Below are 22,670 nucleotides of genomic sequence, written 5' to 3' on the forward strand. Positions count from 1 at the left end.
AATCCAGTCAGTTCGAGTATCGACAAAGGAGATGTATCGAGAACTAGACGACCTATTTAACTAGAAAATAGAAGAGAGAATAAAGAACAGAGACAATCAGATGATGAGATAATAAGCTAATGAGATGATGGAACAAAGAATAAAGTTCAATCCATTACAGCATTAAATCATTCCACATACCCCCCATTAACACTACGTTTCAGCAGTTCATCAAGCACTTTTTAGTTATAAAAACTTAGAACAAAAGACTTTTTATAACTCCGCCAAGATTCATTAGCTTTATCGAAGATTAACCCCCTTAAAAAAAATCAGTATGCCATTTAGCAACAAAGGAACTGAGCATTTTAACAACGCTCAAAAAAGCAACGTAGAGCAATTAATAAGAGATTTAGAAACTGCATTAATCAACCATCTAATTAATTTAAGTCCTGAAGAGCGCCGTCAGTATGGAAGTGTAAATGAACAAAACAAACTCATCATTGACAAAGTAAAATCATATCAGGAAAATAATCCAGCCCTGAGTACTCCAGATGTAGATTGGGTAGAATTTAATAAAGACTATGAGACTAGAATTTTTCTTTCAAAAATTATTGATCATCTGGAAGCATTAATTACAGGACTATCTAATGTTAAGATATTACACGATTGGGATAATTATCAGGCTGCACTTACAGATTACAAATATACCCAGTACAAAAACACCTCAAGTTCCAAAGCAGGCTATGAGGATAAAGAAAAGGACTTGAAGCAGTTTTTCACAAAAAAAACACCACGTAATCCCCCAGCTTCTAGTTCAACAGAATCATAAAAGTGTTGAACATAAGCTCAACACAAGGAACATCAACAGTTATATAGGTTACCTCATCGAGTTGGAGGATTAACAACATGATATAAAGCTATGCTCTACCCCTCCAACGGGATATACTACTCCTCGCTACAGGTTAAAGATTCATCTGTCGGGGTACAACAACGTAGTCAATGGCATTAAATTTTATGATGGCGAGGTTATTCACCCCTACAGTTCGAAATACTACCTCAACAGACTGTTAAAGAACCTAGATAGACCAATAAACAACCCCACAGCTCCTATGTAACACCCCATCGGATGATAAAATTACCCCTCCATCATGAAAACAAACACACTCCTATCAGCTATTGTATTGCTAAATAATTTGAGTTATGTAGCGCAAGTTGGTACTCCACAACTCCCCAATTACACACCTATTCAAATAGATCATTCCTACCCCACCAATCAACACTCCCAATTTAAAACGTCAAATACCAATTATCAAAATAAAGCCCTAACGGCTCAAAGTTTCATTAAGCAACAGCATAAAGCAAGGTTAGGTAATTTTCCTCAATATACCCCCAACATGACACCAGAGGAAAGACAGAGAGAAAATGAACGCTTCATCAATGAGCAATTAGCTAAACAACAAGGCTATCAGACCCCAAATGCTCAAAATAATTTCAACCAGTTATCCCCCTATCAAAACAAGAGCGAATACTATAAACAACTATTAACAAGGGTTCACAGGATCAACCAACAGCTTGTACAAACCGGGCATTACAATTCTCCTGGATTCAACAATGATTTACCCAATTATCAACGTGCTAAAAACACGTTAACCGCAATGCTTTCAGGAGCACAACCACTTTCTATTAAAGATGCGCTTTATCAGATCGAATCGGCTTATGGAAACTTACATTTATCCTATCAACAGTACATTAATCGCATTCAATTATCTGGGAAATTTATTAAGCATTGGCTAGTTGAAAACAGGTATGATTTGAATAACCCCGAAGCACTACACTTAGGTATTCAGAAATTTATGGGCGACACCCTTTATATTAAAGGCATTCAAAAAATAGATGGTAACACCATAAATGGTAAACAAGGACATACACCATTCTTTTATGATTTTATTGATACAGGCGCAGTACAAGACTTTAGAAATTACTTTTTAACCAAAGCTCTTGCCACAGGAACAGGACAATGTCACACCCTACCCTTAGTTTACCTGGTACTTGCAGAAGAAATAGGAGCAGAAACTTATCTTTCTTTTTCGTTGCATCATTCTTTTATCAAATACAAAAATAACAAAGGTACAATCGTCAATTATGAAAGTACAATTGATTGGAGCATGAGCGACCAACAATACGAAGAAGAAATGTCGACTATTTCAGAGGGAGAAAAGAACGGCTTCTATTTAGATACATTGAATAAGCGGCAAATAATTTCTTCTTTTTTGGTTGATTTATCTTACTACTTCCAACAAGAACATTGGGTCCATGATGGCTCTTTTATTAATGATTGTTTGAGTTCTTCAGCACAATATTTTAATAATCAATACGGAAACAATCCCGAATGGTATTATCTGAAAGGGACACTTTTGGTTGCTCAACTTGAACAAACGTTACAAGCCTGTGGTATTACCAACCTTGAAGAGATCCCCAAGCACCCAAAAGCATTAAAAGCTTTCAAGGCTGTACAAAACCATGAAATGCTAATAGAAAAACTAGGTATTCAGGGAATGCCCGAAGAGGTATTTCATCGAATGATTGAAAAGCACGATAGAAAAGGAAAGCTACAACAAGCTAAAAAAATTGATACCAAATCAACCAAAAACTTATTCTTTAATTTTTAGACAATATGCTTACCAAAATTCACATTATTCCTTTATTACTGGCACTCTTGAATAGCTCTATATATAGTCAGGAAAAAAAAGGATTTGAACAATCCTACAATGAATTAACCGATATGTTGGAAGGAAAACAAACAGCTAGTTTTGAAAAAGCAGTATTCTTAGCTGAGAATCCTTATTTAAACAATAAATACAATTTTAAAAGTTTTCAAATTGGAATAGATCAACATCTTAATTTAATTCATAAACTTATTGAAGCTAATGACCGTTCGGACAGTATTGATTTTAGCGTTATTATTGATAGAAGCAAACCGATGGATGTCCGTTTATTTCGTTATACACCTGCTCAAAAAAAAGAATTATATCAAAAGGCTTTGACGAATTGGGCTATCTTTACGTACATGACTGATACGATTGAATCGCCTTATTCTTATCATTATCCATTTTCTTATCAAATCAACGACCCTTTTGGGATTAATGATTGGACCAATTCACAGGTGATTAATTTGCTAACTTCTGACGAACAAAAAGGAAATTGTTTGGCATTGGTAGCTTTATTCAAAATCTTTTCTGAGCGTTTAGATAGTGATGCGATCGTTTGTACTGCTCCAGGACATATTTATTTAAGACATAAAAACGAAAAAGGAGAAGTTTATAATGTGGAATTAGCGACGGGAAGTCATCCAGGAGATGGAAGTATCAGAACATTGACATACACTAACAGAGAGGCTCTAATGAGTGATATAGCCTTACGTCAGTTAGACAATACCCAAAATATTGTTTTGTGTTTGGTGAATTTAGGAAAGTCTTATGAACGAAAATATAATACCAAATCAGATGACTTTGTTTTAAAATGTGCAGAAACAGCGTTAAAGTATGATTCATTGAGTTTAAACGCTCATTTATTAAAGTTACAGGTATTGGAGGATAGAGCTATTAATTATGCTATACAACACCAATTATCGCTAGAAGAATTAAAACAGGATAAGGCAATAGCCAATACCTATGGTCAATTAGAAAAACAACTTACTTTGTTATATGATTTGGGGTATCGTCAGATGTCTATGGAGATGCAAGAAATGGTATTAGCTGGACTTCAAAAAAAGGAAATTGAACAAGCTATTTTAGTGAAAGACCCTACACCTAGCCCATTTGCAAGTATTCAACCGAAAGATAAAAGTGATACCCGTTATTCCACTTTGTCAGGAGGTATATATCCCGAAGTCCACGAAAAGAAACCCATAGAAGTTTATGGGAGATTGGCATTTGATACCCAAAAGAAACAAATTGTAACCTATGATACCAGCAGTACGTACGGATTACTGATTGACCCTGTCGCTTTTGCGTGGTCGATTGATCCACATGCTTCAAGTTACCCGTCATGGTCGCCCTATGCTGCTTTTGCGGATAATCCTATAATATATGTTGACCCTGATGGAAGAGATAATATTATTTACCTATTGGTGCTACCATCTGCTAACGAAAAGCTAACAATGGCAGATAAACAGGAAATAATAAATGAATCAAATAACCTTTATAAAAAAATGGGATTAAACACAAGAGTTGTATTATTTGAAAATGCAGAAAACTTTAACCCTGACTTTATGGATGCGAATGATAGTTATGCTCTTTTAGGCAATTCTTCAGAAATTAAAACTATGCAATCTAAAAATGGGTTTTGGAAACAGCATTTAGGACATGTTTATACTGTTGATAACCCTGAAAAATCATCTATTTTAAGAGGCGGACATGAATTAGCTGTAGGAATTAATATTGCTTTTGAATTAAATAGAGTCTTTGCTAAAAAATACTTTAACCTTGATCAGAATAAAGGCGTTGCTTTCACTCTTGTGCATGGTTCAACTCATAATTCAGGAATGGAGCATAATCAAGATTATAATACTGGTATAGGTCGTGGAGCATCTTTTTTGGCTGGAATACTTCATCCTGAATTTGAAGGCTTTAAAATGGGAATTGTGTATGATGATAATGGTGAAATAATTACACCATCAGATGAAGCTATATCTGTTAATGAAGCATTAGAACTTTCTAACATAGCAAAAAACAAACCCAATTCCGTTCACATGAGGAATGTAAACACATTTGGAAGAGGTATTTTTCCAAATGGTTCAGAAGCAAGAGCTAATTACAATTATGTACATAATTTTTTACTTCAAACAACCATGGGTAAAAGTGGTTGGAGTATTCCATATAGAAATCCAGTAACAGTTGATGAGGCAGAAAAAAGTGGCACTTCTCCTGTATCAGTAGATAAAAGTAAGTTTTAAGTCTATGAAAGTTTTTATTATAGTATTATCCGTATTCCTATTAGGTTGTAATAACAATAATAAAATTATTCTATTAAATATCCCTACAAGTTGTTCAAGCAGAGAGTTAGACGTTTCAAATTATCGTTCATTTCAATTAGATGGCGGAAAAATAAACGGATTTTTTCCAAATGAATTTAGTTTGTTTGAAAAAGATAGTATTAAGAACTCAGTGAGTTACAATTTTTATGACACGATAAATGAGCATTACGAAACTATTTATTTCTCCATTACTGATAATTTAGATAAAACTATAAATGAAATTAAAGAGTCTCTTGTGGCTAAACAATATACAGATAGCTTATATAGGCAACCTAAACACATTTTAGATACCGTTTTTCAGCATAAAAAATACAAAGGTTCAGTTACAGAAATCCTCTCAAAAAATGAAATTAAAGGCAGATTTGTTTATGCAAGATATGTGAAATTATATATAAATAATCGAGCGATTAGATATACCTACGCTCTTAAAACGAACCTTGATAAAAAAGATATGATTTGTTCTAATAGAAAAAGACTAGAATCAATAGAGTTTGACTAAACAAAAATAGACTTAATGAAAATACTAAATTTATATATACTAATCCTTTCCTTTATTTGCTCCTCCTGTCAAAAAAGAGAGCCAAATATTTACATCTTTGATGATGATTTATTTGATGTTTCTATTGATCTACCATTTAACTGGAAATTAGTTGACGGAGATCATGATGATTTTTGTATTGTAGGTTGGTGTAAAAAAGATTCATCTTCGAATAACTATTTGAATGTCTATTTCGATAAAACAAAAGTAAATAAAGGAGAAAAACCAACTGCATACGACCATTTTGTTAGCTCTCCAATGATAAACAGAAAAAATGAGAAATTTATTTCATCTAAAATTTTAGAGTCCGAAAGAAAGCATTTTTTTATTCAAGCAACCACGCTCAAAAAGAATAATAAACAACACCTTATTATTTTTAGTAGAACTGTTATTTATGACCGTGTTAGTGTTACTGTAAAATATTTTATTGAGATAGATGAAAACTCAAATATCAATAAACTACTCAAAGAAGTTGAACATTCTATTACATCAGTCAAAGCCATTAACATTAAATCAAGTAGAGGATTTCTTCATCATTGGTCTTAATTCACCAACAATTGATAAAAACGAACCCAATTGACTACATAAAAAAACTTAATGAAAATACTAAATTTATATATACTGAATCTTTCTACCTGTATTCCAGCAGAATCGAGAAAAGATGATTTATGGATGATACCAGGAACGCCTGCGTTTGATTTTAACTTGAACTATAAAGCCAGAGGAATTGATTTGATACCGAATAAATATGGAGTCACAACAACATTTCAAAGTACACAAGGTGGCAGGGTATCATTATATAACAATTATAGATTCCATAGGAGTAAGCATGATTATGATTATAATTCAGAAAATGAGGATAACTTAATAGCAAAATAATATGAAAATCCAGATTTTAGTCTTTATTGCCCCATATTTCTTTTTGTCATGTCAAAAAGAGTATGTTGCTATATATGATGCAAAAGTAAATGGTAGTGAAGAGATTATTTACAGACATTATTTAGTATCTGATGGTAAATGGAGAAAATTATTCTGGGATACTGATATATGGACCGAAATACCATATCCAATATATGACACTACTACCATAAAATTATATATAAATAATTATGAAGCCAATTATAGGTATAAGATTCAATCAGAAAGGGATGGATATAAAATAAAACCTGAGGGACAAAATTATTGGAATAAGTATTATTCTTTGGATAATGACACCATTCATTTTGTAGATGATGTTAGTCATGAGGGCTATTGCTTCTATGAAGGCATAGATACTATTATTCGTGTAAACGGAGAAGAAAGAGAAGCATACATCTTTAGATACGGAATTCCGAATGTAGATTCTCCTATTTACCCCATTGGAAAAGGAAAGGGTAAAACGAAATACAATGAAATTAGGTGTATTGATAAGAAATGGAACATACCTCTTCAATATAGTTTTAGAGATACTTTAGAAACTAAACTTGATACAATAGTATTTTGCTCAAAAAAAGAACAAAAGAATCTATTAAAAGGAATTATTTTCAAAAATGTATCAGATACTATTCATAAAAATCAATTTGCGAGAATTAATTATTCTAATGATGCAAGAGAAATTATTAACGGAACTTTTAATTATGACCATTAACCCCCTTTAAACATGAACTATAATACTCACTTACTTAACTCCCTCGACCCAAGCGGCATCGAAAATGATTTACCTACTATATACTAAGGAAGTAAAAGTAGTAGAACTTCATCAATATTAGTAGATAAAAATAAATTTTACCCCTATGAAATACAAACTATTATTTTTCTTTTTTTTACTTTCCTTTCTGTCATGCAAAGAAAACGATATAATAAAAATTTGTATAGATTATAATAAAGAAATTAAGAGCAACGTTTCTGACCAATATGTTTGTTCAGAACACATATTCAGATTAGATAATATTACATTTAAAGGAATTGTCCATAATCATCTACAATTAAAAAAAAGAGATACTAATCGAAACTCAATGATGTATTCCTATGCTAGTGTTGACAGTCTTGTTATAGATAACGGTTCTTATATTAAGGTTGACAATTCTGTTGAAGCGTATGAAGCTCTTTACATATCATCTGAAAATATTGAAAGCTACTCAAATGTAAAAGAAATGTTGGGTTTTCTAAATAAGCAAGATAGTATAGTACTCCAAAGAAAAGACCGTTTATTTTCTACTTCATTTAAAAATAAAAAATATCAGGGTTATGTAAAAGAGTATTTAAAAATTGATTCTTTATTAGGTAAATTTTCGTACACAAATAAAGTTTACCTAGAGTTAGGAAAACAAAGCCTAAAAATCAATCATACAACAACGAATCAACTAGAAAATATCCATTTAATTAATAATAGTAGGCAGTTTGTAAATTCAATTGAGATTTATAATGATTAAATCCATTCTAAAAAATATAGCATTTTATACTGTATCCTTATTTGTGATCTTCAGTTCATGTAACAAAAGAGAGCCAAATATTTACATCTTTGATGATGATTTATTTGATGTTTCCATTGATCTACCATTTAACTGGAAATTAGTTGACGGAGACCATGATGATTTTTGTATTGTAGGTTGGTGTAAAAAAGATTCATCTTCGAATAACTATTTGAATGTCTATTTTGATAAAACAAAAGTAAATAAAGGAGAAAAACCTATTGCTTTTGATTATTTTGTTAGTGACCCATTATTAATCAGAAAAAATGAAAAATTAGTTTCAGCTAAAATTTTAGAGTCCGAAAGAAAGCATTTTTTTATTCAAGCAACCACGCTCAAAAAGAATAATAAACAACACCTTATTATTTTTAGTGAAACTGTTATTTATGACCGTGTTAGTGTTATTGTAAAATATTTTGTTGAGATAAATGAAAACTCAAATATCAATAAACTACTCAAAGAAGTTGAACATTCTATTACATCAGTCAAAGCCGTTAACATTAAATCAAGTAGAGGATTTCTTCATCATTGGTCTTAATTCACCAACAATTGATAAAAACGAACCCAATTGACTAAATAGAAACATTCAATCCATTTCATCATTAAACCATTACAGCATTAATCCAGTCAGTTCGAGTGCCGACAAAGGAGGCGTATCGAGAACTAGACGGCTTGTTGATCTAGAAAATAGAATAGAGAGAAAAGAACAAAGAAATTAGATGATGAGATAATTAGCTAATGAGATGATGGGAAAATTCAATCCATTGCAGCATTAATCCATTACAGCATTAATCCAGTCAGTTCGAGTGCCGACAAAGGAGGTGTATCGAGAACAAGACGGCTTGTTGATCTAGAAAATAGAATAGAGAGAAAAGAATAAAGAAAATTAGATGATGAGAGAATTAGCTAATGAGAGAATGAGATGATGGGAAAATTCAATCCATTATAGCATTTCATCATTAAACCATTACAGCACTAATCCAGTCAGTTCGAGTGCCGACAAAGGAGGTGTATCGAGAACTAGACGGCTTGTTGATCTAGAAAATAGAATAGAGAGAAAAGAATAAAGAAAATTAGATGATGAGAGAATTAGCTAATGAGAGAATGAGATGATGGGAAAATTCAATCCACTTCATCATTATAGCATTGTAGCATTGAAACATTAACTCATTACACCATTTCCCTCTCCATAAGCTATGTTTCCTCAATGTTAATTTTTTAAACTCGAAATAAAACAAAAACTTAACTTACAGCTAAAATCCTTTTAAAACTTGATATAGATATTTGTAGTGTTAGATTAGAAATTTATAAAAAACACAAACAAATGAACAAAACGACAAAAGTGATAGGGTTAGCTGCAATGGCTGCAATGACATTATCGATTACTTCTTGTAAGAAAAAAGGTTGTACGGATACTACAGCTACTAACTACGATGAGAAAGCTAAAAAAGATGATGGAAGCTGCCTTTATCCTTCTGAGGAAACTGGAAACGAAGTTGTACAAGGATCAATTACAAGTAATACGACTTGGACAAGTGATAAAGTTTATGAATTAAAAGGTAGAGTTGTTGTAGACAACAATGCTGTATTAACAATTGAAGCTGGAACGATCATTAAAGGACAAGAAGGAACAGGAACAAATGCTTCTGCTTTAATTATTGCAAGAGGAGCTCAAATTGTTGCTAACGGAACTGCTTCTAGCCCAATTATCTTTACTTCTGTTTTAGACAACATTGAAAAAGGACAAACTTCTGGGACAAACTTAGACGAAACTGACAATGGAAAATGGGGAGGATTAATCATCTTAGGTAAAGCGCCTATCTCTGCTGCTGATGGAGATACAGAAGCTCAAATTGAAGGAATTCCTGCAACAGAAACTTACGGAACTTATGGAGGTAGTGTTGCTGCTGATAACTCAGGATCATTAAGTTATGTTTCTATCCGTCATGGTGGAGCTTTAATTGGAGCAGGTAACGAAATCAATGGTTTAACATTAGGAGGTGTAGGAACTGGAACTACAATCAACAACATCGAGATTGTTGCCAACTTAGATGATGGTATTGAATTCTTTGGAGGAACAGTAAATGTCTCTGATTTAGTTGTTGCTTTCCAAGGTGATGATGGTATCGATATTGATATGAACTACTCTGGAACTGTTAGCAACTTTGCTGTTGTTCATGGTATTAACACCGATGAAGCTTTAGAAATTGATGGACCTGAAGGAATTACACATACTACTGGTACATTTACGTTATCTAATGGGACTGTTAAAACTACAGATGGTCAAGGAACTGGAGCTGATTTAAAATCTAAAGCTCAAGGAGACATTAACAACGTAACATTTGAAGGGTACACTAGTAAAGTAATCAAAGTAAGAGCTTCTTTCTCTGATACTGTTAACTGTACTGATAAATCTGACGCTTATGTATACTTAACGCAAGCTTCACCTATCTTAAATCTAAATAATTCTGAGATCATTTCGTCATCAAACGATATGGCAACAGCTATTGATATTTACACTAAATCTGTAGTTGATGCTGCAAACGACAACTGTACTGGATCATTAGAAAGTACAGCTGAAGCAGCAATTACAAATGCAGGAACAAGTGTTGTTGCTACGGGATCAACTGGAGCGAATTTATCTAACTTCACTTGGACTTGGACTTCACAAAAAGGAAAGTTATAATCGTCAATAAATCATAATTGTGCTGAAATCAGCAGTGTTAGAACGCGTTTCTAATGCTGTTGATTTTGTCATATATACTCATACTAAAATGTCACATAAATTTTTTCTTTCGTTCATTCTATTTATCATGACCTCTTTTTCCTTTGCTCAAAAAGGTATTTTAAGAGGTAAGGTCACCGATACCAATACAGGTGAAGAACTTCCATTTGTTAACGTTTATGTTAAAACAGATGTCACACAAGGAACCTCAACTGATTTTGAAGGTAATTACACTTTAAAATTAGAACCAGGCACTTATGAAATTGTTTATACGTTTGTTTCTTACACTGATAAAGTCATTAATCTAACAATTGAAGCAGGTAAGAATTATACACAGGATATCTCTCTAGCCGAAGCAACAGAGATGATTGGAGAGGTTGAAATCATTGCTGAAAAAAAAGCTTCTAAAACCATGGCTGCTTTTGACCGAGAAAAAATGAAGTCAACCAATATGATTGATGGAACGTCTTCTGAACAAATGAAAAAAACAGGAGATGGTGACGCTGGAGAAGTGATCAAAAGAGTTACAGGTGTTTCTGTTGAAGGTGGAAAACATGTTTATGTAAGAGGTTTAGGTGATCGCTATACTAAAACCATCTTAAACAATATGGAAATTCCAGGACTAGACCCTAATAGGAATACTGTTCAGATGGATATTTTCCCTACTAACTTAATTGATAACATTACAGTATACAAAACTTTTACTCCTGAATTACCTGGTGACTATACAGGAGGATTGGTCAATATCTTAACTAAAGATTTTCCATCTGAAAAAACGTTAAGTTTCTCTGCTGGATTAGGTTATAATACAGTAACCACTTTTAACCCTAACTATATTACTTACCAAACTGGATCTTTAGATTTCTTAGGTTTTGATGATGGTAGTAGAGCATTACCAATTAGTCAAACTAAACCTCTACCCGACCCTACTGAAGGAGATGCTGAATTAACAACTTTAACCAAAGCTTTTAACCCTAATATGGCTGTTGAAACTGGTTTTAGTGCTCCTAACCAAAGTTATTCTTTTGGAATAGGAAATCAATTAAACTCTGACAAAAAGGATATCGATTATGGATATAATTTTTATGTGAGCTATCAAAACAACTACAGGTATTATAATGACGTTCAATATAATGCTTACAGAAAAAATCCTGATCTATCTGACAATAGTTTCTTTATTGATCGATCATCAACTGGACAATTAGGAATACACAATGTGATTTGGTCAGCACTTATAGGTCAGTCGGTAAAAATTAATAAAGTTCATAAGTTGTCATTAAATTTATTCCATACTCAAAATGGAGAGTCTCAAGCGGCATCATTAAGAGAACAAAATTATGAATCTAATCCAGCGATTCTTGTTAAACAAAACTTACAATATACCCAACGTTCTACATCTAATGCCAATTTATCTGGTACCCATTCATTAGCAAAAAATAAATGGCAAATCAAATGGGCTTTATCACCGTCTTTATCGCTTATCAAAGATCCAGACATCAGAAGTACGATCTTAGAGGAAGTTGAAACAGAAACAGGTATAACTTATGGTTTATATAAAAGTGTTGGAGCAGAAATTAGAAGAATCTTTAGAGACCTCAACGAGATCAACTTAAACGGTAAGTTAGACTTTTCTTATGCTTTCGATCTTAAAAACGAATTAGAATCTACTTTAAAATTTGGATTTTCTGAGACCTATAAAGCACGTTCTTTTAAGGTATTTGATTATGTATTTGATGTTGAAAACATTACCGAAGTTCCTAACGATCCTAACTGGTTTTTACAAGAGGAAAATATATGGACTCCTGAAACTGATCAAGGAACTTTTGCTGATGGAGAAAGAGAATTAGCCAATTCATTTGATGCTAACCAATTGGTATTAGGAGCTTATGTTATGAATGAATTACCAATCAATAAAAAATTAAAAGCTGTATATGGGGCAAGAGTTGAAAAAGTAACCAATAAATATACTGGTCAGGACAACAATGCAACCATTGTTTACAACAATGCTACAGTTTTAGATGAAACCAACCTATTACCAGCTGTTAACTTTGTATATGTATTAAAAGACTCTGCTTTTAATACCATGAACTTAAGAACCTCTTATACACAAACCTTAGCAAGACCTTCATTTAAAGAAAAGTCTATTGCACAAATCTATGACCCTATCCAAGGAAGAAGATACAACGGGAATATCGATTTATTACAAACAAATATTCACAATGCTGATTTAAGATGGGAATATTTCTATGGAAGGACAGAAGTTTTATCGGTATCTGGATTCTATAAAAAGTTTATCAACCCTATTGAGATTGTTTCTTTTGACCTTGCTCCTAATGAGGTTAAACCAACCAATACAGGTGAAGCGGATATCTTTGGTCTTGAATTAGAAGCTCGTAAAAGAATTGGATTTGCAGACCAACCAGAAAACAAATTTTATGTAGGAGCTAATTTCTCTTGGATTAAATCTCAAATAGATATGAATAAAGTAGAGATTACTAAGGGAACTACAACACAAACTGAAAAAGAAATCAGAACATTAAATGCAAGAGAAGGTGAAGTTATTGGAGATTACCGACCTATGTCTGGACAATCACCATACTTAATCAATGCTTTTACTTCTTTTAGTGCTGATTCTATCGGTTTTGACATTAACTTAAGTTACAACATTCAAGGGAAAAGATTAGCTGTAATTGGTATTGGGGCCTTACCTGATGTCTATGAGAATCCTTTCCATAGCTTAAACTTAAAAGCGAGTAAAAAGTTTGGTAAAACCAACCAATGGAAAGCTAGCTTTACTGCTCAAAACCTACTTAATAACAAAAGAATTAGATATTATGAAGCTTATAAAGCAATTCCACAAATCTATGATTACTTTAGAGATGGAAGAACATTTGCCGCTTCAATAAGCTATACGCTATAATCCCTATTGGTATACGATAAAAAAGGAGCGAATCTATTCGCTCCTTTTTGTTTATAGAAAACTACTAAAAAATATAACTGATCTCCTTAAACTGAAACGTTAAGACCTCTCCTTTTGAAGCAAGCACCAACGTTCCATTATTTTCTACCTTTTGAATGACTCCCTTAATTCTTTGATCCCCGACTTTATAAGACTTTTCAACCTTATAATTCATTAGCCCCTCTAGGTAGCCTTCTTCTACGACAGTATTGTTTCCCCACTTTAATTCAAAATAATATTTTTCAAAAGCCTGTAACAGCTCTTTTAATATTGTTTTGACACTATAGTCCTTATGGGTTAATAGTTTTAAACTTGTCGCTCGATCGTTTTCAAAAAATACTTGATTAATATTCAATCCTACTCCTATAACTGCCTGTTTAATTTGATTCCCTTTGTACTGATTTTCAATTAATATTCCCCCTATCTTTTTTTGGTTAACATAAATATCATTGGGCCACTTTACTTCTACGAGGTCGTTAGGACATTTCGATGAAACAACAGCTTTTACAGCCAAAGCAATTGCCTTACTGATTAAGAAAAAATTATCTCCATTTAAAAAAGTCGGCAAAGCAAAAATAGAACACATTAAGTTCTCTCCAGGCAACGATTCCCAAACCGAAGCACGTTGTCCTCTTCCTTGGGTTTGATAATGAGCTAAAACAACCTCCCCTTCGTATACACGCTGTTCTTTTGATTTCTGAATCAAGTAGCTATTGGTTGAATCAATAACTTCTAACTCTTCTATTGTGTGTCCAAAAACTAACATTAAAAATTAAATATAATCTGGGCAAATACGATGTTGAACGCGTTTAAAAGGAGTATTATTGATAATATAGATAACAGCTAACTCCAACCCTCCTCTCCTACGGCTGGCAGGAACTAATGAAGAAGTATTGATATCATAACTAAGACCTACTTTCCAATTATCATAATCCATTCCAGCAGTCAAAAAACCTGCATCTTTATTACGATAAAACATTCCTAACCAAACAGTCCGGTATAACCCAATAAAATCTGTTAGAATATATTTAGCTGATCCTCCAAAATTAAACTCAGCATATTTTCCCTGTCGCATCCATAATAGACTTGGAAGAACATTTATTTTTTCGCTAACTCTCCATTCTGCATTGGCATGAATCAATAGTCTCCGATCTAATTTAACCGTTGCTTCATTATAAAAACTTTGATTGGGTTTAGTAATATTAAATAAGGCAATTCCTCCTCCTATTTTTTTTCTTTTATCAATTTCATTAAAATAGGCTATTCCCGTATTTAAATTCAAATAGTTCTTACTACTTCTCGCAAAATTTTCCTGAGTTGGTAAATTCGGATCATAAGCATAGCCGTCATACTGAACATCAAAATACAAAGGATCATACGAGATATTTTTATTGGTAAGTCCCGTTTGTAACCCAAATGATAAATTCTGTGTTGAATCTTCACTAACAGGCATTAAATAACTCCCTGAAACATTGGCTTGAAATGTTTTAAAACGAGAATCACCTGCCTGATCCTGGTTAATTTGAATTCCTCCAGCATAATTTTCTTGTGGTAAGAAATTTCTTGCATCTGCTCCAAAGCTAAACGTATTATAAGGAACGGTTACCGAAGACCATTGTGTTCTATAATTACCAACAAACCGATAATCACCGATAAACTGACCAGTTTGCGCAGGGTTTAAGTTAATTGGAGATAAATCATATTGAGAAAAATGAATATCTTGTGCATGACTAAAATGACTAACCAATACAGTTAGACTACAAAGTAGATATTGAATATTTTTTCTCATTTATTAGAGTAAATTTAAACTAATTTATGGAATTTAATACAGTTCAGCATCTTTAAGGTTGAACTTTCATACCTATACAGTGTATAAAAAGCTAAAAATACTACATTATGAATATTAATATAGGCACGCCATGCAGTGAGAATTGGAAGACGATGCTTCCCAATACAACTGGTAAACATTGTGAAAAATGCAATAAATCGGTCATTGATCTTCGGCATAAATCCACTTCTGAAATTCGAGAACTAGTTCATCAACATCAACGTTCAAGCATGTGTGTACGTGCTTATTCATTTCAATTAGATGATTATCAATATGTACAGCCTCTCAAACGTTTAGCTTTTGCTTTACTTATTGTTTTTGGAAGTACTTTGTTTAGTCTATCTGCAAAAGCTCAAAAGGCTACGCAAAAAATGAAAGAAACTTATCTTACCAACAAGCAACAAGCTTCGGAGTCAAAACTTAAGGGTATCGTCTCTGATGAAACGGGAGAGCCTCTCCCCTTTGCTAATGTTATCTTAATTCATAACGATACTATCATTAAAGGAACAACGACCGACTTTGATGGAAAATATCATTTCGATTTAGACGAAAGTTATTACAATAAAAAATATACTATTCGCGTCTCTTACATTGGTTATGCACACCTAGAATTAAAAGATCTTATCCTCAAAAAAGGTGTGATGATTCAAGACTTCACCCTAAACAATTACCAAGAGTTAATGGGAGATATTATGATTATTCCTCATGATCCTCCCTTAATCAATAAAGATCCTGCTTCACTCAATAAAACCACTTTTAAAAGACAAGAAATTCAACGTTCTGCTAGTGGAAGACCATAAAAAAAAGCTACTCAAAAATTGAGTAGCTTTTTTTATTTAATAGGTTATCTTAATCTTTCTTCTTCTTAGCATCTCTCATTGGATTTGAACCACCTCCGTGTGTTCTCCAATAGGGCTTTTTATGCTGTTCAAATCTAGTTGGTATTAATTTTCTTGGATAGTTATTATTATAAACTTCAGTATCAGCAGTTTCTAAATATGGGTCTAAACTAACTGAAACTACGCTCTTTTCAAAGAAGAAAACCTTAGTAACGTTATTGTTATCTTTTCTCCATATTTCAGCTGGTAAACGCTGTAGTTCTTTGGTTCCATCTTCAAAAGTAAACTCAATAATAATTGGCATCACTAACCCTCCTACATTTGAAAAGTCAACTTGATAGAAGTTAATATCTTTCTCAATGATTTCCTTTTTAGCTTTAGACTGATGTCTTAAATAATGCTGATAGTTTTCCTCTTGTTCAGGAGTCACTTCAAAAGGATTGTATGTCGTATAAAAATCCTCTAACCCTTTATCGTTTTCTAATGCCGTTTGTTCGATATCTTTTTTATTCCTTTGGTTAGAGATATCCGCTTCTTCTATACGTTTAGCTTCTTCTTCTTTTATTTTATTCTCAACTGTTGGGTTTTTCGTATTCAATTTCATCCATTGTACGTTATCAATAGAAATATCTACGTGATCTGTAGTGTAAAACCAACCTCTCCAAAACCAGTCTAAATCAACAGCACTCGCATCTTCCATAGTTCTAAAGAAGTCTGCTGGTGTTGGATGTTTCATCATCCATCTGTTCGCATAAGTTTTAAAAGCATGGTCGAATAATTCTCTCCCCATTACAGTCTCTCTTAAAATATTTAACGCTGCTGCTGGTTTTCCATAAGCGTTATTTCCAAATTGTAATAACGACTCACTGTTTGTCATAATTGGAGTAATATTGCTGACGTCACCTTTCATATAATCTACAATTTTATATGCAGGCCCTCTACTACTTGGATAATTTCTATCCCACTCTTGCTCTGCTAAATATTGTAAGAAAGTATTTAATCCCTCATCCATCCAAGTCCATTGTCTTTCATCAGAATTGACAATCATTGGGAAGTAATTGTGTCCTACTTCGTGAATTATAACCCCAATCATTCCATTTTTAGCACGCTCAGAATAGGTTCCATCAGGACTTGGTCTACCACCATTAAAACAAATCATAGGATATTCCATTCCTATCCATTTGGTATGTACTGATATAGCAACTGGATATGGATAATCGAAAGTATGTGAACTGTAACTTCTTAAGGTATGAGCAACCACTTTAGTACTGTACTGTTCCCATAGTGGATTCCCTTCTTTAGGATAAAAAGACATAGCTAATACATCTTTAGACTCTTGTTTTACTAGCATAGCATCCCAAATAAACTTTCTAGATGAAGCCCATCCAAAATCTCTTACATTTTTAGCCTTAAACTGCCAAGTCTTAGTGGCTGTAGCTTTGCTTTTTTCTGCCTTTTCAGCTTCTTCTTGTGTTACAATAAAAACAGGTTCTTTTTCTTCTTTTTTAGCTTTCGCTAACCTATTTTTTTGTTCTGAAGTTAAGACCTCATTTGCGTTTTGTAATTCGCCCGTTGCAGCTACTACATGATCAGCTGGCAAAGTAATTTTCACATCATAATCTCCAAAAGGCAACGTAAACTCTCCGCCTCCTAAAAATTGTTTATTCTGCCAACCTTCAACATCATTATAGACACACATTCTAGGATAGAATTGGGCAATTGTATAGATATAATTATCTTCATCTTTAAAATACTCATATCCTGAACGACCTCCGACAGCCATTCTATCATTGATGTTAAAGTTCCATTTGATATCAAAACTAATTGAAGCTCCAGCTTTTAAAGGTGTCTCTAAATCTATACGTAGCATTGTTTTATTAATGGTATAGTCTAAAGCTTTGTTATTTGATTTAATATATTCAATATTGAATCCCCCTTCAAAATCATGTTTCATTCTTTTAAAGTTGATACTATTGATATCATTCGTTTCTGCTTTATACGTATCAGATTCTGGATGACGCATATTTTGATCCAGTTGCAACCATAAATAAGTTAGGTCATCTGGGGAAGCATTATGATAAGTGACTTTTTCAGTTCCCTTAATATGCTGCTTTGTATCATCCAATTCAACAGACATAACATAATCTGCTCTGTTTTGATAATATTCGTGTCCAGGAGCTCCTGATGCCGTTCTATAGACATTCGGGGTAGCTAATTCTTGCTTTAGTTGCCTAAACTTGTTTTGATTGGTACTTCCTTGGGCTACGGCATAGTTTCCTATCCCAATAACTGCTAATAATGCTGTAATTTTGATTCCTCTATTTATCATTTATTTTAAATGTATGAAATGAATGTTTATGTATATAAGTATGACTGTACGTCTTTTCGTGTATTTTTAAGTTAACAATATTGTGTTGTTGTAAAAATGTTGGCAACAAGATATCATTTTTTATCTTAACTGTTTGAATAATATCCGGTAAATCGACTGTTATAAAACACCAAAAAGTTCCATCTGGATTCAACTCCTCTCCTACCAATTCAATTTTTCGAACTCCTCCATTAATTGTAAACTGGAAATGCTTTGATAAATAACGTTCTAATAGTTCAAATGTAGCTTCGTCTATTTTTTCTAAATTAATTCTTTTACCACTCTCAATAAAGAGAACTTTTTCTAGATCATCAGCATCTATTTTTACTTCAATTTCAAACTGCTTTTGTGTTTCGTTGACATAAACATTCGCAATACTAACATAATATTCATGCACAAACGATGAATGAACTAGCCATACTATAAAGGCGATAAAAATTCCAAAGCTCTTTAATTTTCCCATGGTAATAATTTTTGTCCTTGTTTAAGCAATTTTGGTGCCTTTTTATTCAAGTCTCTCCCTTCTAAGACCAATGCATACTTTTTTAAATAAGCTGCTGCCATAACTTTGGAATTAAAAAAGTCTTTGGCATATTCATGGCAAGCTTGTCTATCATAAGTATTATTTTCAATGGCTGCTGCTAATTCCAATTTATTAGCCGATAAATACCCATATTTTTCGGTGACTATTTCGGATAAGCTTCCATAAGGTGTTCCAAAAACTGGACAACCAAAATATAAGCTTTCAGTAATTGCTAGTCCAAATGGTTCCGACCATCTAACTGGAAATACCAACCCTTTTGAACCATTTAAAAACTTGTTTTTTGTCTCACCACCCACCATGCCTTCAAATGAAATCCTTGATGACAAAGTAAAACGTACTCCCATTTTAAAATTAATACGTTTTCCTCCTAGAACTTTCAACTGTTCTTTTTGAGTTTGTTTGATTGTTGCTATTGCGCCTTTAACATTTTTAACTTTCCAAGCTGCGTTTCCCAAGAAGTGAAAATAACTCCGCTCATTATCGAGGTTTGGCTCTCCATAATCTTCCCAATCTAAACCATTATGAACAAAAGAATCAGACCCATATCTATTGGCATGATTTTCTGAAACAAAAATGGAGTTTTTAGCAAAAGGTTCAAAGTGATTTCTGTTACCGTGAACAGTAACTACATAAGGAAACTTAAGTTCCTTGATTTCTTTTGCTTGATAATGATAATGAACAATGTCTGTTGACTTAGGAATTTGCTCATGAATATCAACAGCTTCATCTCTCTCTATTACTTCAGCAAAATCACATGAAGAACCTTTAGGGACAATGTATTTTACTTGATGACCTAAAGCAACTAACTCTTTACCCAAATACCAAATCACACGCTCAGTTCCCCCGTATTTATGTACTGGTATTTTACTATTATGTATAATGAGGATATTCATTGGGTTATAAAGTCACTTGGTAATGAGCTAACTTTCCAAGAGTCCAAAGATAAAAAATATTAAAACATCAAAAATTATTATTCGATAAACTAGGTTTTATTTTAGCTTAGAATTTTTATTCCTTACAATATTATGACAGATATTCAGTATATTTGCAAGCTCTAAACATTTTCAACTAAGTTTTAGTTGAAAACGAATTCATTTAATCAAAAAAATAGATCTATGAAAAGAATAGTCTTTCTATCACTTTTAACCAGCAACTTTTTTTTCGCTCAAGAAAATGATAAAGCTGTTTTTGTTAAAGAACCTGTAAGTTATTACCAACACACCATCATAAACGCCTTAAATGGAGATCATGATAAAACAGAAAAAACAAAGTTAAAAGTTGATCAAGCTGAGAAAGATTATCCTACCAATCCATTGGCATATCAAACAATATGGTACAATAACTTACTATCACAAGGTAACACTGGTACTTGTTGGTCATTTTCCACGTCTTCTTTTATGGAAAGTGAAGTACAACGTTTAACAGGTAAAGAAGTCAATCTCTCTGAAATGTATACTGTATATTGGGAGTATGTAGAACGAACAAAATATTTTGTTCAGCACAAAGGGAAAATGCACTTAGGTGAAGGATCTGAAACCAACGCTATTGCTAAGATTATGGAACTATACGGCACTGTTCCTTTCGAAGCATATACCGGACAAAAAGATGGACAAGCATTCTATAACCATGAGCCACTTTTTAAAGCCATAGAAACGCTCTTTGAGCAAATCAAAAAAGAAGGTGAATGGAATGAAGAAAAAGCAGTTATAAAGGTTAGAGAACTTCTTGACGAACATATAGGTGAAGTCCCTGAATACGTTGATGTCAATGGAAAAAACATGTCGCCTATCGAATACAGAGATTACCTTAAAATTGACCCTAGTAACTATGTTAATTTTATGAGTTTAATGGAAGCCCCTTATTATCAAAAAGCATTGTATAATGTTCCTGATAACTGGTGGAAAAGCAAAGATTATAATAATATACCTTTAGACGATTTTGTGCAACTTATAAAAGAAAGCATTTCTCAAGGATATAGTATTAGTATTGGTGGTGATGTCTCTGAACCTGGTTTTGATAAAATAAGCCAAACAGCTACAATTCCCTCTTTTGATATTAAATCTGATGATATTGATGAAAATGCTCGTCAATTTAGATTTACAAATGGCTCTACAACAGACGACCATGCAATGCATTTAGTCGGGTATTATAAAGCTAAAGATGGTAAAACATGGTTTCTAATTAAAGATTCAGGATCTGGATCTCGAAATGCAGGGGAAAGCTCAGATAAATTTGGGCACTATTTTATGCATGAAGACTATGTTAAGCTAAAAATGATGACCATTACTGTTCATAAAGATATCGCTAAAAAATATTTAGACAAAATTAAATAAATTGACAACCAAACTGATTTACCTCCGTTAGTTTATCAGCTATGCGCGCAATACTTGTTATACTATTCACCTTATTTTCCCTCAGCATTGTAAAAGGGCAATGCAACAATATACCTGTTGATTTGAATACTTGGACAACGCAAGGAGGTTCTTGGAATGTGAATTTAGGAGGAACATCTGTTACGCAAACTGTAAATGGAGGGGCTGTTTATTTTTTGAGTCCCAACCCTTTTATCAATACCATTATTAGTGGAGCACTTAGAACTGATGATGGAGATAATGATCGAATGGGATTTGTTTTTGGAGTTGAAGGTACTATTGGAGTCGCTCCTTTCCACTACTACAGATTTGAATGGGATGAAGGGGGTGATGGTAATGGAATGTATGTTTATGAATATGACGAAACAGGACTAGTTTCAACATTATTATCCGATGTTGGAAACCATTGGGTAAGATCATTTAATCATGCATTTTCTATCCAATATTACTCCATTAACATCACCCTTTCTATTGATGGGAATGTAGTACTTGACCTTGACGGGTGCTTCAATCCAGGAAAATTTGGATTCTTTAATAGTTCTCAACCCAATGTAACCTACTCTAATTTTACTTCTACCCCAAAAGCTGATTTCACATACAACAATAATGTTTGCCAAGACACTCCTATCAATACTAATATTTTTTGCAACACGATCCCTAATCCATACCAACAAATTAGATGGGACTTTGGAGATGGAACGATTATTAATAATGTAACTAACGCTAGTCATACTTACCAATCTTCTGGAACTTATAATATCAAACTGTATATCCTTGATTTGGATGGATGTGAGGATTCAATCACCAAGCCTGTAACAATTTTCCCCAATCCACAAACCAACTTTACGGTTGAAGATGTTTGTTTAAATGAGCCCTCAATATTCATGAACATGAGTTCTATTAATGCTCCTGATAATATTGCTACTTACAATTGGACCTTTGGTGATGGGAATTCTTCTACCCTAGCTAATCCAAATCATATTTATGCCAATGAGGGAACTTTTCAAGTTAAATTAGTCTTAGCTAGTAATAA

The 22,670-nt window shown here is 33.0% G+C and carries 19 protein-coding genes; 14 read left to right on the forward strand and 5 right to left on the reverse strand.

From position 1 onward, the window contains the following. The first annotated feature begins 313 nt into the window (after window positions 1-313). From N4A35_11350 to N4A35_11400, 11 genes are all read left to right on the forward strand, one after another. The gene (locus N4A35_11350) at window positions 314-808 is read left to right on the forward strand and encodes a hypothetical protein (GenBank protein MCT4582007.1); all 495 of its coding nucleotides are present in this window, start codon (window positions 314-316) and stop codon (window positions 806-808) included. 319 nt (window positions 809-1,127) lie between these two features. After that, a complete protein-coding gene (locus N4A35_11355) occupies window positions 1,128-2,648 on the forward strand; it encodes a hypothetical protein (GenBank protein ID MCT4582008.1) in 1,521 nt (506 codons plus the stop codon). 5 nt (window positions 2,649-2,653) lie between these two features. Then, window positions 2,654-4,933: a hypothetical protein gene (locus N4A35_11360; GenBank protein ID MCT4582009.1), complete on the forward strand. Its 2,280-nt coding sequence runs from the start codon at window positions 2,654-2,656 to the stop codon at window positions 4,931-4,933. A 4-nt stretch (window positions 4,934-4,937) separates the two neighbouring features. Further along, on the forward strand, window positions 4,938-5,513 hold the full coding sequence (locus N4A35_11365; protein ID MCT4582010.1) for a hypothetical protein: 576 nt from the start codon (window positions 4,938-4,940) through the stop codon (window positions 5,511-5,513). A 15-nt stretch (window positions 5,514-5,528) separates the two neighbouring features. Further along, the gene (locus N4A35_11370; protein MCT4582011.1) at window positions 5,529-6,098 is read left to right on the forward strand and encodes a hypothetical protein; all 570 of its coding nucleotides are present in this window, start codon (window positions 5,529-5,531) and stop codon (window positions 6,096-6,098) included. 126 nt (window positions 6,099-6,224) lie between these two features. Beyond that, window positions 6,225-6,431, forward strand: a complete 207-nt coding sequence (locus tag N4A35_11375) for a hypothetical protein (protein MCT4582012.1) — start codon at window positions 6,225-6,227, stop codon at window positions 6,429-6,431. 1 nt (window position 6,432) lies between these two features. Continuing rightward, a complete protein-coding gene (locus N4A35_11380; protein ID MCT4582013.1) occupies window positions 6,433-7,179 on the forward strand; it encodes a hypothetical protein in 747 nt (248 codons plus the stop codon). Between the two features lie 145 nt (window positions 7,180-7,324). Beyond that, window positions 7,325-7,963 carry a hypothetical protein gene (locus N4A35_11385; GenBank protein MCT4582014.1) on the forward strand — a complete coding sequence of 213 codons (639 nt, stop codon included), beginning with the start codon at window positions 7,325-7,327 and terminating at the stop codon, window positions 7,961-7,963. After that, complete coding sequence (locus N4A35_11390) at window positions 7,956-8,540, forward strand: hypothetical protein (protein ID MCT4582015.1); 585 nt, start codon at window positions 7,956-7,958, stop codon at window positions 8,538-8,540. Before N4A35_11385 ends, N4A35_11390 begins: the two co-directional genes overlap by 8 nt. Window positions 8,541-9,326: 786 nt before the next feature. Next, the gene (locus N4A35_11395) at window positions 9,327-10,688 is read left to right on the forward strand and encodes a hypothetical protein (GenBank protein ID MCT4582016.1); all 1,362 of its coding nucleotides are present in this window, start codon (window positions 9,327-9,329) and stop codon (window positions 10,686-10,688) included. A gap of 19 nt (window positions 10,689-10,707) precedes the next feature. Then, window positions 10,708-13,647, forward strand: coding sequence for a TonB-dependent receptor (locus N4A35_11400; protein MCT4582017.1), 2,940 nt, complete (start codon window positions 10,708-10,710; stop codon window positions 13,645-13,647). Window positions 13,648-13,711: 64 nt separating this feature from the next. Here N4A35_11400 and N4A35_11405 read toward each other — a convergent pair whose 3' ends face one another. Together N4A35_11405 and N4A35_11410 are read right to left on the reverse strand one after the other, a co-directional pair. After that, on the reverse strand, window positions 13,712-14,452 hold the full coding sequence (locus tag N4A35_11405) for a biotin--[acetyl-CoA-carboxylase] ligase (GenBank protein ID MCT4582018.1): 741 nt from the start codon (window positions 14,450-14,452) through the stop codon (window positions 13,712-13,714). 6 nt (window positions 14,453-14,458) lie between these two features. After that, complete coding sequence (locus N4A35_11410; protein MCT4582019.1) at window positions 14,459-15,475, reverse strand: PorP/SprF family type IX secretion system membrane protein; 1,017 nt, start codon at window positions 15,473-15,475, stop codon at window positions 14,459-14,461. 107 nt (window positions 15,476-15,582) lie between these two features. On the opposite strand from N4A35_11410, the gene N4A35_11415 reads away from it, so the two are divergent. Beyond that, entirely contained in the window at window positions 15,583-16,314 is a 732-nt protein-coding gene (locus tag N4A35_11415) for a carboxypeptidase-like regulatory domain-containing protein (GenBank protein ID MCT4582020.1), read from the forward strand. A gap of 49 nt (window positions 16,315-16,363) precedes the next feature. Here the strand turns inward: N4A35_11415 and N4A35_11420 are convergent, their stop codons facing one another. Genes N4A35_11420 through N4A35_11430 form a run of 3 tightly spaced genes read right to left on the reverse strand, consistent with a single transcriptional unit; the run spans window position 16,364 to window position 20,158 of the window. Beyond that, window positions 16,364-18,682 carry a M1 family metallopeptidase gene (locus N4A35_11420; protein ID MCT4582021.1) on the reverse strand — a complete coding sequence of 773 codons (2,319 nt, stop codon included), beginning with the start codon at window positions 18,680-18,682 and terminating at the stop codon, window positions 16,364-16,366. After that, the gene (locus tag N4A35_11425) at window positions 18,672-19,184 is read right to left on the reverse strand and encodes a hypothetical protein (protein MCT4582022.1); all 513 of its coding nucleotides are present in this window, start codon (window positions 19,182-19,184) and stop codon (window positions 18,672-18,674) included. Before N4A35_11425 ends, N4A35_11420 begins: the two co-directional genes overlap by 11 nt. Beyond that, entirely contained in the window at window positions 19,172-20,158 is a 987-nt protein-coding gene (locus tag N4A35_11430; protein MCT4582023.1) for a glycosyltransferase, read from the reverse strand. The genes N4A35_11425 and N4A35_11430 overlap by 13 nt, the downstream gene beginning before the upstream one ends. 222 nt (window positions 20,159-20,380) lie before the next feature. Here N4A35_11430 and N4A35_11435 point away from each other — a divergent pair, with 222 nt between their 5' ends. After that, window positions 20,381-21,598, forward strand: a complete 1,218-nt coding sequence (locus tag N4A35_11435; protein MCT4582024.1) for a C1 family peptidase — start codon at window positions 20,381-20,383, stop codon at window positions 21,596-21,598. 41 nt (window positions 21,599-21,639) lie between these two features. After that, on the forward strand, window positions 21,640-22,670 hold a 1,031-nt coding region (locus N4A35_11440; protein MCT4582025.1), incomplete at its 3' end, for a PKD domain-containing protein.

It is taken from the genome of Flavobacteriales bacterium, assembly GCA_025210295.1.
In the GTDB taxonomy this organism is placed as follows: Bacteria; Bacteroidota; Bacteroidia; order Flavobacteriales_D; family Parvicellaceae; genus S010-51.